The following is a 12,447-nucleotide window of genomic DNA, read 5'->3' as shown; positions in this document are numbered from 1 at the left end:
TTCTTATAAATAAAGCATCTTTCATGGCTTTCTCTCTTTTTGCAGCCTTGGTTCTCCTCTACTCTCCCTCCGTTGATTTGCTATCTTATGAATTAATCTTAATATCTAAGCGCTTTCAAAGGTATATGACAAAACAACTATTATTGATACTTTGACACTTTCTTGAAATAGCTCGTCCAATTTAATAAAAGCATAATTAAAAAAAGCCCTATGCAGAGATATCTGCATAGGGCTTTTCCATCAATTCGTTAGAGCATTCAATATGTTATCACTTATCTTGTCTGTAATTACTCTTTGGATCTTTCCATCATCTAGATAAACAATAGAAGGAACTGAATCTATTCCTAGCTTGGCAGCAAGTCCGGGTGACTTATATACATCTACCTTTGTGACCCTGATCTCAGTATGGGATTGTTCAAACGCCTCAAAGAGTGGTAATAGCTCCCGGCAAGAAGGATCAGTTGCATTCCATAAATAAACAACGGATGGTTTTCCTTGATTTAGAATTTGATGCTCATAGGTCTCACATTCAGAGATATACTTCTCTGCACCATACCCTGCAATGGCACCATCACCGACAGCTGTAGCCACTTGCTTAAGGAACTTATCACATACATCGCCTGCTGCGAACACACCAGGTATATTTGTTTCCATTTTTTCATTGACTAGGACATATCCATTTCGATTCAACTCAACTACATCTGATAAAATTTCTGTGTTCGGGGTATATCCAATAAATAAGAAACATGAATCAACCTTTACGTTTTGCAGTTCATTAGATTTTAAATTTTTCAGGACGACGGAATTCAAACGTTCCTCACCTTCGAAAGAACTTACCACCGTATTCCACATGAATTCCATTTTAGGGTTTTCTAGTGCCTGCGTTTTGGCAATTTCATTACAATCCATTTTCCCATGATCATGCATAACAGAAACGATTACTTTATCTGCAAACTTGGTCAGAAACATTCCTTCTTCAATAGCTGCATCACCACTGCCAACAACCATAACCGTCTTTCCCGTATTTGCTGCAGCGTCACAGGTTGCACAGAAAGAAATTCCTTTATCATATAAGAACATATCTTCATTAGCTGCCCCGGTAATTCTTGGTTTTCCCCCACTGGCTATAATAATGACCTTGCACTCATAACGAACCCGAAAGGTCTCCACTACCTTAATATCTTCCGCTACCGAAACAGATTTTACATCTGTCATTTTAAAATCCACACCAAATTTCTTAGCTTGTTTATGAAATAATCCCATAAGGTCTGTACCGGTCGTTCCTTCAGGAAAACCAGGATAATTTTCTATTTCATTAGTATAAGTGGCAAGACCACCTACCAGTGATTTTTCCAAGAGAAGAGTCTTTAATTTTGCACGTCCACAATAGATTCCCGCTGTTAAACCAGCAGCCCCGCCACCGATAATGACGACATCATACTGTTCTGTCTTCTTTTCCATTCCTTTTGTCCCTCCTGTGAGTCTGTGCCTTAATAAAATAGGCTGACTCTCGTCAGCGCTACAAGCTCAGCCTATTTCACTTTTACATAAAGAATTTGGCTAATAATTTACTGCCTATAAATGCGCCAACCAGCAGGAACAATCCAAATATCCATCCTGAAAGCGATAAGGAAGCTATAGCCGTAAACAATGCACCAATATTACATCCATTAGCCAGTCTAGCTCCGTACCCCATGAGCAACCCACCAAGTACCGCTGCTACAACCTGCTTTTTGGACTTAATTTTCTTCAGCTTGAATTCGGAAGCAAATAAAGTCGCTGCTAAAGCACCTAATATTATCCCTAGATTTCGAATCGAACCACCATCATTCAAAAATCCGGAAGATAATGTTTTTTGTGCTTTTTCCGAACTAAAATATGCCCATTGATCTACATTTCCGCCTGCTAATCGATACAACCAAGCTCCCCAATCTGCAAAAGCGCTTGTTACTCCCCATCCTTTAGAGAAAACAGCCAGATGTGCTGTAGCGAACACAGCGAGAAGTACAGCTCCAGTTACATAAGTAAACGGTTCTTTGAGCAAGCGCTTGTAAAAGCGGTTAGACGATATCTTCAACCAGAATTCGTTCACCGTTTCATTCACCGTCCTTTCCTACTCAGCGATCCTATTTTACCTTCTCAATAACAACTTCCCACTCGCCATCATCAACCTCTTCGATTTCCACATTATGTCCCTGTTTTCTCGCCCATTCTGGAACGTTCTTCATTGCGCAGCTATGATCAATAGCTACTACTAGTACATCACCTACATTGAGTTCAGTCATTTTCTTTTCTGTTCTCATTAACGGAACCGGACAAGCTTCTCCCATGCAATCAAGTGTAAATTCAGCCATTTTAAAAACCACCTTTATATTTTTTTGGAATACCAATAGTGAAAATATTCACGTAATAATCTAAACTAATCTGCGCTTCCCATCTTTTTCTCTTGCCATTTAACAGCTGCAATGTATAACAGAAGAATAATCAGGAACTGAACAACCAGTGCTCCAAGCCAACCAAAGACGTCTGGTAAAAATACAGTTGGTGCATCCTTTATAACGTTAGCTCTCCACCAACCCATATCATGTGATCCCCAAAGTGAACCAATGACAAAAAACACAAGTGAAAGCATCTGCATCGTGAATCCTTCACCTACACGCATCAATGTACCCGAAGCGCATCCACCCGCGATAACCATGCCAATTCCGAATAATACAGCACCAATGATCAAAGCCAAGCTGATCTGACCCACATTATCCATCCCAGGAATCGGTTTACCTTCCAGAAACGCTGGGTACTTAATCGCTGTAAATCCGATGGTTGCAAGGGAAAAAGCAATCAGAACCGCTCTTGTAACTGATGTGCTGCCTGTAATACAGGGATCTCTAAGTGATGCAGTAAAGCAGAAACGTGATCTTTGCAAAATAACGCCAAACGAAATACCGAAAAGCAGGTAGACAACCATTTTATCGTGGGAATGGTCTAGGAAAAAACCAAACCCAATAATGAGAGCTGTGACCAGCAACGCGATGGGCAACTGACTCTTTTTAGGTTTTCTAGGAGCTCTGGTTCGGGTTGATCTCGTTTCGGGACTTACGGTTTGCCCCATAGTCTAACACCTCCATCGTTTTTATGTAATTGACTATGTGAAAATAGTAACATACTTATATGAGCTGTGGTTATCTGCTTTCTTTATGCTGTATAAGTGTTACTAATGGCACAGATGGAGCGTAATCAAGTATGCTATAGTGTGCACTAACAGCGGGCAACAGGAGGAATAAGTATGAATATGGAAACGCTTAAATTATTTTTAGATATCGCATCGTTAAAAAGTATATCTAAAGCCGCTCAGAAATCTCATATCACCCAATCCGCACTTAGTCAGCAGTTGAAATCATGGGAGAATACCCTGGGTTCTGAACTTTTTGTGAGAAGTAATAAAGGCGCTAGCCTAACCGAAGCAGGGATTATTGCGGAGAAGTACGTGGAGCAAATCTGTAAATTGTATGATGATATGATCACAGAAATCAATCATTTACAGCCAACACAACACGAGCTGTCCATTTATGCGATTCCGGAGGTCTGTAATTATGCTCTCCCTTGTACCTTGTATGAGGTGAAAAAACATTTTCCCAATTGCCATATCACTTTAAATGAAGGGGCGTCGTCCTTAGTAGAAGAACGTTTACTTCTTGAAGAAGGTGATATCGGGTTTATTTCCGGTCCCTCTCCAAAATCCGAATTAAGCTCACATATGGTATTTTCAGATCAAGTTATGTTGGTGGCAAGCAATACGACCGTTTGCCCTGATAAAATCACATTGACTGAGCTCCCCAATTTTCCTTTAATCTGGTCCTCACAGCTTCATTGTGTGCAAAGGGCTTTGAATGCCGTGTCAGTGGGCGAGCTTAAATTAAATATACTCTTTAATCTAGACTCTCTTGAGGCGGTAAAGCTTGCTGCCATTAGAGGACATGGTCTCGCCTTTCTCCCTTATATGTCCATAAAAAAAGAGTTGTATAGTAAACAACTCAAGATCATTCCTATTGATCAGTTCCAGGTCAATAACGATGTCTACATGATAAAGAAACAAAATCAGCGCTGTGACAACGATACGAAACAATTAGTTCGATATATTGAAAAGACTTTAATAGATACTTTGTGTTGAGCCTAAACCTCAATCGTAATTTCCCATACTCCATTAATCACTTCTTGAATGGAACATTTTAAATTTGAACCACGACAGTAATCCGTGATAGAAACTTTCGCGCAGCTATGATCAGTTACTAACATTACCTTTTCACCCTTCTGAATGGATTTTTGATGTTTTTTTAACATCATTACTGGTACTGGGCAGATTTCACCCAAACAATCTATTTCAATCATGAAGCTGCCTCCATTACATAGATCATTAAAGTTCTAATAATGACCCAGCATTATTTTCTTCACAAAAGGGGTTAAAGCAAGGTTGTTTAGTTGTTTGATTTCTATCCACTGTGCCCCATCAGAGTCTTGTCCGTCTCCATCAGTCTTAAGCTCAAAGTTCACATCTAATAATGAAACATTATATATGATCCCTATATGATGTAACTCTTCTAACTGGGTATCACTGTATGGATAAATTAACGTATAGGAAATGGAATCATGAAGCAATCCTTTTAAACTTGTAATTCCGGTCTCTTCCCAAAACTCCCTCTTAAGGGCCTCATACGGCTCCTCTCCAAACCCAATAGAACCCCCTGGAAAGTCCCACTTCCCCGTATGAGGGCCTCTTGCTTTCTTAATTAGTAATACTTTATCGTTCTTCACTAAGACTCCATACACTCCAAGCTGAGTATATTTTATCATCTCCATAAATCTACCTCCCCCACAAATACCGCAGTTCCAGAAATAAACACATCCATTCTATCAGAATCTAATCGATACACTTCTACATTTACTTTCCCATCTCTACCGATTTCTTGTCCTTGTTCTACAACAAATTGGATCGAGTCCAAATGCGGATCAATATATTTTAAATAATAAGCCCCCATGACTCCCGATGCTGTACCTGTTACTGGATCTTCAACGGTTCCTGAATAAGGAGATGAGAAATGTCTGGCATGCATTAAAGCGTGCGGATCAAGCGTTTGGAGTGAAAATGGGTGTACAGATGCTTTTGGAAGCTGCGTTAAAATCTCCGGAAACAACGAGTTAATCGGTTTCATTTTATTAAAGCTATCTATTCTCTTAATCGGGACTAATAGAGTCCATGCGCCAGTACAGCCATAAACAATAGGCAGATCCTCTTCTATCTCGTCAAGGGTTAAACCTATGGCGTGTGCAAGCTTTGCTCTATCGCCGTTAAATTCAATAAACTTCGGTTGATCTTGCTTCATTTTTATTAGTAAGTGATTATTGTTGTCCATACTGAATTGGATGGGTAGCACACCCACGTTTGTTTCGATCTTTACCGAGCTAGCCTCTCCAAGGATACCCTTTGTTTTTAAAGCAAATAAAGATGCCATTGTAGCATGTCCACAAAGATTGATCTCATGACCTGGCGTAAAATACTTAAGCCTTAAATCAGCTACATCTGATGAGACTACAAAAACTGTTTCGTTAAAACCTACCTTATGAGCTATCGATTGCATTTCACTTTCGCTTAAATGATCAGCTTCTAACACTACTCCCGCAGGATTCCCTTTGTTCGGATAGGGAGAAAACGCATCATAATGAAGCACTTTGATGTTGTTCACTGATAAGTCTCCTTTCAATTTATTTCAGTAAAGCTTGATAACATCATGAAGTGAGAAACTCAGCTGTAAAGATTTCTATTTCTCTTAAAACTTCTTGGCGCTTTGATATCGAATTACATATATAAAAACGTTCTTTATTGTGCTCATGAAACTGTTTAATTACATTAGGCTGCTGATTGAAGAATTCTTTATAAAGAGCTTCACAATCAATTTCAGGATGAGTATCATGAAGTTCCTTGAGTTCAAATACAAGGACATCTTTTTTGCGCTGGATTATTTCACAGACCACATCTTTTGCGTATATACCGTGAGTTAATAAGATTCTTAATGCCGAAAGGTCATTGGCTTTTTCCTGTGAAATCTTAATTAATTCTGCTTGTATCTGTAGGATTTGTACCGTATTCCAATGATCAATTAAATCATTAAAAATCCTGTACACCCATCCTTCATCATCACTGTGTTGATTTAGTACATCTTTAACATATGGAATCATCGGATCCCCTATTTCAAGTAAAAAAACAGCTATTTCCCCCGCACCTGGCCAATTTATATCTTGTATCCATTCAAGTAAACCCGACAATATGCTTTTCACACGTGGATATCCTAAACGTATGACTGTTTCAGCCGCTCCATCCCAATAGTCTTTTGATATAGGTTGTACTAATAAATGCAAATCTTCATCCTTTATGTATTGTAGCTTATTAATTACATCTTTCTTTTCTTCTTCGGATAGATTCCATGATAACTTTTCGATTAAACTCGATATGTTTTCTATTACATCCACCTTCTCATCATCATTTTGTCATCATTGCAAGCTTCATGGATAACCTAATCGGTAGTGCAGCATTTCCCATTTGGTTCAAGTCCCCCACCATAAATAAATCTTTAACCGGGTAATAAAAAGCAAAAGACCCTGTCACCCAAAGGCATAACGGATAACTCTATTGCACAGATTTCTTTCGTTTCATTATCCATATTATTAATAACACAATAATTAAAGACCCTAGTATAGAAATCCAGATCGTTTTACTTTCCAATTGACCATTGGCATATTGACCTTTATTAATGGCTTTGACAAATTCAGCTTCGTGGGTCTTAATGGCAATGATTTCTTTTGGATCGATATTCTTTATTGAATAATATGGCGTGCCCTTAGGGTAAATATTTGAAAAGTTCCCGCTATACGTTCCTTCGTGGTCTGAATATCGTGTTACTTGCCCTATCTTCTTGTCAATTTCATTCGATGGGATGAGTTCGTCGTCGGATATTTCATAAATATCACCTGAGTAAACAACAAAAGAATAAGCCCAGTCCGCATTCATTGAGCGCATTGGCATTAAAGCAACAATGGCTAGAATTACAATAATGAACTTCTTCATTACAACCTCCTCTATCTACGAGATTCTATTGCTTTATACAGTTCATTAAATGCTCCACCTTTATTTAATCCTTCAATAAGTTCTGCTAAGCCAGATTTTCCTACGATCCCAAACCATCTAGTAACTTCTGAATGGGCGATCTCATAATTTTCTTTTACTTGTGAGGGTTCATAAAAAGCATCTCTACTACTTAAGTCATTAATATGATCTAAGCTTAAATTTTCATTTCTTATATATCTATGATCAACTAAGGTTGCTAACCCTTCATCAAACCATACAGGTACCTTGTCCTTATTCTTTAATCTCGTTCTTAATTCACTATGCAGCAGTTCATGAGCTATTACATCTTCATTAAATCCATCAGGACCAATAACGATGTAATGCCCCCAATATGTATAATAAGTCTGTCCCGTTCGATTCTTTTGAGCATACTTCTTTAGGGCTTGAGGAGATTGAACAAATAGCATGGTTGGAGTGGAATGTAATTCGTCAAAAATCTCTGAAATTCTTTCTTTCGATTGTTCGAGATCGTTTATAATCAAATACTCAATATTCTCAGAGATGTCAGGTTCTAGATAAACTTGTTCATCCTGTTCCTCCATACTAGAAAAGTCTACCATCATCGCATGAACGGGTTGAGGATTTAACATATAGCTAGCTATTAGTAACATTAAAAAGATGGATAGGAATGCGGCGATGATGAATGTCTTTTTCCTTTTTTTGATCATACCAGTAGCTCCTTTTAGATTATCAAAAATACTCTATAAGAATATTTAACGAACTCTCAATAACCTCAAGATCAGTTGAGCTTATAATTTGATCAAGCACTTCCCCTTCAGAATCAATAAAGTACAATGTAGGAAAACCTGGTTCCCCATAATGTTTATAGAAAGCTCCTGTTTCATCTAGAAGTACGGGATAATCAATTTTGTATTTCTTAACATACTGTTCAACTTCTGAAACATCATCACGATAAATTGGATTAATGCCGTAGATGTTCACTTTATCCTTATATTTTTCATACAAAGAAACAATCTTTGGAGCATCTTCATTACAATACGGACACCAAGAGGTGAAAAATACTAATACCGTTGGTTTTTCCGAAAATTTGATTTGTGTTATATCCGAATTTATTAGCTCCTTTAATTCAATGTTCTCTGGACTAACTGTGGGTTTAGTATTATTGTTTACCACGATATAAATGATAGTGCTTAATGCAATACATAATATAAGTGAACTGATTATTGTGATGCTTTTTCTCAAAAGATCCACCCTTTTCATCTTTTTTCGGGACTAGTATACATTCTCTTCCACTAATCCCATCTCCTCCACATCATGCCAATCTAAATTCCTTCTATGTATATGAAAAAACCACTGCTTCAGAGATTTCTTCTCTTAGGAAGGGGCTTGGGTCTACTGTTATAATGTTGTGCTATTTAGATTGAGCTTTTTCCATTTACGAATCTTCGAACGAAAAGTCTTGAACGGTGCAACGGAATTATTATGAATCCATTTGACCATTGGCCATCTTGGATTGTTTCCTGTCCATTTCCGCACGCCTTGCGTAAAAAGTTCTTCATCACTTAAAGAATCAATCCAGCTCTGCCACTGATGTTCTGTCTCTTGAAATAAAGATCTTAACTCGTCTAATGAGTAGGCAGCATATGTATGATAAAACGATTGATATAATCCGCCAAGCTGATTCCATTTATAATCCGGTGAAGGTGTAATAACGGTTATCCCTGCTTTTTCATCCTTATCCCATTTCATCACAAGGTTCAACCAGCCCAATTGATAGGCAAGGATTTCTGCTGGAGTACGATCGACGCCTTCCATACGAGTGTCTTTTTGAGCATTTTCAATGCCCTCAAATTCAAGATCGAGAGATAGATAGGCAGTATGTATAGCATTTTTCAATACTTCTTTAGATGGGTAGTCGTGTGTAGACATCATAATTCTCTCTGACTCCTCTCTTATCAAAATAAATCACCTTGAAAACCAATCATCCACCTTTAGCTCTTATAAAGTAATATTCTCACCCACAACAATACACTTACTGTCACTACCATGCCCGATCTCGTTCGTCTTCACGATTGGAATCCCGCTGATTTCCTTCAAGTACGCTTCTACGATTGAAAATTCATTATAGCTCTCAAGCTCAGTAAACGACCCAAGAATCACTCCAGCACATTTATCAAAAGTTCTAGCTTGCTGAAGCTGAGCAAGTAAGGAGACGATTTTGTTAGCTCTGCCACTTAAACTCTCAAAGAATAAAATCTTGTTCGAAGGGTCTGGAAAATAACTTGTTCCTGCCAGCTTCATAAAACATCGAATATTGCCGCCAATTACAATCCCACTCATCTGGTTCCCACGGACCCAATGAAAGTCGAAATCGTAAAGATCGTTATGTCCTTCGAAAAACGTTCGATAAAAAGCAGCTTGCTGCTCCGCCCCATCAGAAGATACGAGATTCATCAACTGATAGTGATAGGATTTCGTATTACTTTGTGTATGTAAAGCGTTCAAAATAACGGACAAGTCACTCATTCCGAAAAAGGGCTTCGGATGCAATCGAATATTATCGTAGTCAAGATATTCCAAGATCTGGTTCGCAGAATCCCCACCTGAAATATCAAAAATCGCAAGAATTTCATCATTATTAAATAGACGATTCAACTCCATTGCTCTTTCCTTAGGATTGCCACTGAAATAACCATCTCTTCTAAACAAGGTGTTAGACATTACTACCTCTAGACCAACCGAGTTCAGAATTCTAATTAATTCTTCTACTTTAGGCAGGTTCTCCACTCTCACACCATCAGAACAAGCGATAAGTCCTACTTTATTCCCTGGAGTGAGTTTTAAAGCTTTGCTCATCTTAGTTAATCCTTTCATTTCTAATATAACCGATTCTCATAGCTATCCTTTAATCCCTTTGATACATCCTCTTGAGAAATCCCAAGCTCTTTTGCATGTTCTGCTATGATAACCGAAGGTTTAGGCAGCTCTGCTTTCAATGGCCAATACGTATCATCCCATAGATGTGATCTTTTAAAAGCTTTAGCACAATGCATATAACACTCTTCCACTTCAACGGCAATGCCCAATTTCGGTAGTTTACCTTGAGCCTCCATATGAACCATTATTTCTTGATCTTTGATAATCCTTGCTTGTCCATTTATTCTTAAGGTTTCTTCAAGACCGGGAATAATAAATATCAAACCCACTTTTGAATTTAAAAGGATGTTGCGCAAAGAATCAAACCGTCGATTACCAGGTCGCTCAGGAATGATTAAATGTTTGTCGTCTAACACATATACAAAGCCTGCAGCATCCCCACGCGGAGATACATCACAATTGCCAGCTGAATCACTTGTTGCTATAAAGAGTAACGGTGATTTGGATATATAATCTCGGCAATAATGATCGATAAAGGTTATACTCTTGTTGTTAACCAATTCACTGGGATACCCATACATTGACCTTAACTCTTCTTCAGAGTTTATAACTTCTTTGAAAATATTATGGTTCATCTTTCTCCCCCCTACTTACGCAGTTTAAAAACCAAAAAATCGCTGCAGCGAAAATCCTCCTCAAAAGACGGATACTTCTCAAGCATTTCAGCAGATGGCTTCGGCTCGATCATTTCTTCAATTTGAAAGCCAGCCCGTACAATCGTATTTACATAACTGGATAATGTCCTATGAAAAATCAGAAACTTTTCCTCTTGATCTATTGGGAAGTTCTGATTATAAGTGCCCTCGTAAAAATAATTATCTACTTTCCAATAAAGCTTCTCTCCAGTATCCGACTTCACCCACCCGCTAACAGGGGTTACAAAGCAAGGATGTGGAATTGAGAATATAAACGTCCCTCCATCGACTAACAACCGATACATTTCATGAATCGCCATCTCATAATCGGATAAATCATGAATCACCATGTTAGAAACGATGAGATCATAACTCTCCTTCTGGAGAAAGCTGAGATCTTCACAATTGCCATGATGGAAGTTTATCTTTAATTCCTCTGGTGATTTACTCTTGGCTATCGTTATCATGTTCTGCGAGTAATCAACGCCAGTGACTGAGGCACCTGCCTTAGCTAACATTCTGCTTAAATATGCTTCACCACAGCCTGCATCTAGCACCTTCTTATTTTCAACAGAACCCATGAGACTGAATAAAGCTGGATTCAAAAAAATTTCTCGATGGATATCCCCGTTTTCGCCGTACGAAGTTGAAATTAGTTCTGCGTATTTATCCCATCTTTTTATGGCTTCTTTACTGCCTAATTCATCATTCATTTGATCACCTCTAAATTTCTGAAATAATCCATTTTACTGTCGATAAATCCATTGTCAAAGTCAGCTGCACCAATAAGCTCTCCTTCACTGAAACATAAAGCAAATAACCAAAGCTGTCTAAGCGCAACGAACATAGGTACAACACTAATATCATTGTCACTGAGATCTCTTAAACTTTTATATCCATTTAAAAAAGCTGCCCATAACCGTTCTACTTCATCTTTATCATGGCCGCTATGAATCTCTCTTGCCAATCTAAACTCAGCGATATCATAGGCTCTCCATCCGTAACCACAAATATCGAAATCATAATGAGTTAATTTCCCTTCGTCCGTGAAAGTCACATTCGTATTCCCATGCAAATCGCCATGGCAGATGCCCCAGTCGAGCCCCGCTTCCTGATGTACTTCAATCTGCGCTTTTAATTGTATGGCAAGGTCATACAGGAATTGATAATCCTCTTGTCGATGGCTCATATGCAGTTTGATCGTATGAAGCGGTTCCTCAATTAAATGTTCAAAATCAAGCTTACCTCTTACATGTGCACTCTTAAAGTTGTCCGTAGCTGTGTGGATTTGTGCAACTGACTGACCAAATAAATAGCTGTCTTCTACCGCATGAATAGGCTTTTCATTTCCTACAGCAAAACTAAACATAACGCCATACTTCACACCCTCAGGCACCAAAAATTCATTAAATATGATCCCATCTTTTCGAGGAATAGGAATGGAGACGTTTACACCTTTTTCGTGCAAATCGTTCAACAATTCTAATTCAAAATCAATCTCCGATCTACTCCGTCTATCCGCACGATAAACACGAAAGATGTATTTTTCCAATGCCGTTTCTAAGATGTATGTATCGTTCATGCCTCTAAGAAAATACTGCAGCTGTACTGGTTCTGGAATCTCATAATGCTCTTTAATATGTAATAATAATGCGTCTGTTGCCAACAGTGAGTATGTAATTGGAAAAAAATCCAAGTGTATCCCATCCCTTTAGGTTATTGATAGTAATACTTACA

The 12,447-nt window shown here is 38.3% G+C and carries 17 protein-coding genes; 1 reads left to right on the top strand and 16 read right to left on the bottom strand.

Annotated elements, in window-relative coordinates; translation table 11 throughout:
• Window positions 1-240: 240 nt before the first annotated feature.
• The 4 genes from MHI27_RS13955 to MHI27_RS13940 form a co-directional block, all read right to left on the bottom strand.
• Window positions 241-1,461, bottom strand: a complete 1,221-nt coding sequence (locus MHI27_RS13955; protein WP_405176521.1) for an FAD-dependent oxidoreductase — start codon at window positions 1,459-1,461, stop codon at window positions 241-243.
• A gap of 82 nt (window positions 1,462-1,543) precedes the next feature.
• A complete protein-coding gene (locus tag MHI27_RS13950) occupies window positions 1,544-2,104 on the bottom strand; it encodes a YeeE/YedE thiosulfate transporter family protein (protein ID WP_256716256.1) in 561 nt (186 codons plus the stop codon).
• 22 nt (window positions 2,105-2,126) lie between these two features.
• Window positions 2,127-2,354 carry a sulfurtransferase TusA family protein gene (locus MHI27_RS13945; protein ID WP_036678256.1) on the bottom strand — a complete coding sequence of 76 codons (228 nt, stop codon included), beginning with the start codon at window positions 2,352-2,354 and terminating at the stop codon, window positions 2,127-2,129.
• 65 nt (window positions 2,355-2,419) lie between these two features.
• Window positions 2,420-3,109: a YeeE/YedE thiosulfate transporter family protein gene (locus MHI27_RS13940; RefSeq protein ID WP_042187846.1), complete on the bottom strand. Its 690-nt coding sequence runs from the start codon at window positions 3,107-3,109 to the stop codon at window positions 2,420-2,422.
• Window positions 3,110-3,283: 174 nt separating this feature from the next.
• On the opposite strand from MHI27_RS13940, the gene MHI27_RS13935 reads away from it, so the two are divergent.
• On the top strand, window positions 3,284-4,168 hold the full coding sequence (locus tag MHI27_RS13935) for a LysR family transcriptional regulator (RefSeq protein WP_405176520.1): 885 nt from the start codon (window positions 3,284-3,286) through the stop codon (window positions 4,166-4,168).
• Window positions 4,169-4,170: 2 nt separating this feature from the next.
• On the opposite strand, the gene MHI27_RS13930 is transcribed toward MHI27_RS13935, so the two are convergent.
• The 12 genes from MHI27_RS13930 to MHI27_RS13875 form a co-directional block, all read right to left on the bottom strand.
• Window positions 4,171-4,386: a sulfurtransferase TusA family protein gene (locus tag MHI27_RS13930; RefSeq protein WP_405176519.1), complete on the bottom strand. Its 216-nt coding sequence runs from the start codon at window positions 4,384-4,386 to the stop codon at window positions 4,171-4,173.
• A 33-nt stretch (window positions 4,387-4,419) separates the two neighbouring features.
• Entirely contained in the window at window positions 4,420-4,854 is a 435-nt protein-coding gene (locus MHI27_RS13925; RefSeq protein WP_405176518.1) for an NUDIX hydrolase, read from the bottom strand.
• Complete coding sequence (locus tag MHI27_RS13920) at window positions 4,845-5,738, bottom strand: PhzF family phenazine biosynthesis isomerase (RefSeq protein ID WP_405176517.1); 894 nt, start codon at window positions 5,736-5,738, stop codon at window positions 4,845-4,847. Before MHI27_RS13920 ends, MHI27_RS13925 begins: the two co-directional genes overlap by 10 nt.
• 43 nt (window positions 5,739-5,781) lie before the next feature.
• On the bottom strand, window positions 5,782-6,522 hold the full coding sequence (locus MHI27_RS13915; RefSeq protein ID WP_405176516.1) for a DUF5071 domain-containing protein: 741 nt from the start codon (window positions 6,520-6,522) through the stop codon (window positions 5,782-5,784).
• Window positions 6,523-6,679: 157 nt separating this feature from the next.
• Entirely contained in the window at window positions 6,680-7,117 is a 438-nt protein-coding gene (locus tag MHI27_RS13910) for an LPXTG cell wall anchor domain-containing protein (RefSeq protein ID WP_405176515.1), read from the bottom strand.
• A gap of 11 nt (window positions 7,118-7,128) precedes the next feature.
• Window positions 7,129-7,845 (bottom strand): hypothetical protein, encoded by a 717-nt coding sequence (locus MHI27_RS13905; RefSeq protein WP_405176514.1) that lies wholly within the window; start codon window positions 7,843-7,845, stop codon window positions 7,129-7,131.
• 22 nt (window positions 7,846-7,867) lie between these two features.
• The gene (locus MHI27_RS13900; protein ID WP_405176513.1) at window positions 7,868-8,380 is read right to left on the bottom strand and encodes a TlpA family protein disulfide reductase; all 513 of its coding nucleotides are present in this window, start codon (window positions 8,378-8,380) and stop codon (window positions 7,868-7,870) included.
• Between the two features lie 156 nt (window positions 8,381-8,536).
• Window positions 8,537-9,067 (bottom strand): ClbS/DfsB family four-helix bundle protein, encoded by a 531-nt coding sequence (locus tag MHI27_RS13895; protein WP_405176737.1) that lies wholly within the window; start codon window positions 9,065-9,067, stop codon window positions 8,537-8,539.
• A 69-nt stretch (window positions 9,068-9,136) separates the two neighbouring features.
• A complete protein-coding gene (locus tag MHI27_RS13890) occupies window positions 9,137-9,994 on the bottom strand; it encodes a S66 peptidase family protein (protein ID WP_405176512.1) in 858 nt (285 codons plus the stop codon).
• Window positions 9,995-10,014: 20 nt separating this feature from the next.
• Window positions 10,015-10,650: a pyridoxamine 5'-phosphate oxidase family protein gene (locus MHI27_RS13885; protein ID WP_405176511.1), complete on the bottom strand. Its 636-nt coding sequence runs from the start codon at window positions 10,648-10,650 to the stop codon at window positions 10,015-10,017.
• An 11-nt stretch (window positions 10,651-10,661) separates the two neighbouring features.
• Window positions 10,662-11,423 (bottom strand): class I SAM-dependent methyltransferase, encoded by a 762-nt coding sequence (locus MHI27_RS13880; RefSeq protein ID WP_405176510.1) that lies wholly within the window; start codon window positions 11,421-11,423, stop codon window positions 10,662-10,664.
• Entirely contained in the window at window positions 11,420-12,406 is a 987-nt protein-coding gene (locus MHI27_RS13875) for a phosphotransferase enzyme family protein (RefSeq protein ID WP_405176509.1), read from the bottom strand. Before MHI27_RS13875 ends, MHI27_RS13880 begins: the two co-directional genes overlap by 4 nt.
• Window positions 12,407-12,447: the final 41 nt, after the last annotated feature.

It is taken from the genome of Paenibacillus sp. FSL H8-0261 (assembly GCF_045040645.1).
GTDB lineage: Bacteria > Bacillota > Bacilli > Paenibacillales > Paenibacillaceae > Paenibacillus_AQ.
Note: the sequence above shows the minus strand (reverse complement) of the source record. Positions and strands in the feature narration are given on the sequence as shown.

Coding starts and splice junctions, on each gene's coding strand:
- MHI27_RS13930 (WP_405176519.1), bottom strand. CDS start 4,386: ATGATTGAAATAGATTGTTTGGGTGAAATCTGCCCAGTACCAGTAATG.
- MHI27_RS13905 (WP_405176514.1), bottom strand. CDS start 7,845: ATGATCAAAAAAAGGAAAAAGACATTCATCATCGCCGCATTCCTATCC.
- MHI27_RS13890 (WP_405176512.1), bottom strand. CDS start 9,994: ATGAGCAAAGCTTTAAAACTCACTCCAGGGAATAAAGTAGGACTTATC.
- MHI27_RS13895 (WP_405176737.1), bottom strand. CDS start 9,067: ATGTCTACACACGACTACCCATCTAAAGAAGTATTGAAAAATGCTATA.
- MHI27_RS13945 (WP_036678256.1), bottom strand. CDS start 2,354: ATGGCTGAATTTACACTTGATTGCATGGGAGAAGCTTGTCCGGTTCCG.
- MHI27_RS13885 (WP_405176511.1), bottom strand. CDS start 10,650: ATGAACCATAATATTTTCAAAGAAGTTATAAACTCTGAAGAAGAGTTA.
- MHI27_RS13880 (WP_405176510.1), bottom strand. CDS start 11,423: ATGAATGATGAATTAGGCAGTAAAGAAGCCATAAAAAGATGGGATAAA.
- MHI27_RS13955 (WP_405176521.1), bottom strand. CDS start 1,461: ATGGAAAAGAAGACAGAACAGTATGATGTCGTCATTATCGGTGGCGGG.
- MHI27_RS13925 (WP_405176518.1), bottom strand. CDS start 4,854: ATGGAGATGATAAAATATACTCAGCTTGGAGTGTATGGAGTCTTAGTG.
- MHI27_RS13910 (WP_405176515.1), bottom strand. CDS start 7,117: ATGAAGAAGTTCATTATTGTAATTCTAGCCATTGTTGCTTTAATGCCA.
- MHI27_RS13940 (WP_042187846.1), bottom strand. CDS start 3,109: ATGGGGCAAACCGTAAGTCCCGAAACGAGATCAACCCGAACCAGAGCT.
- MHI27_RS13935 (WP_405176520.1), top strand. CDS start 3,284: ATGAATATGGAAACGCTTAAATTATTTTTAGATATCGCATCGTTAAAA.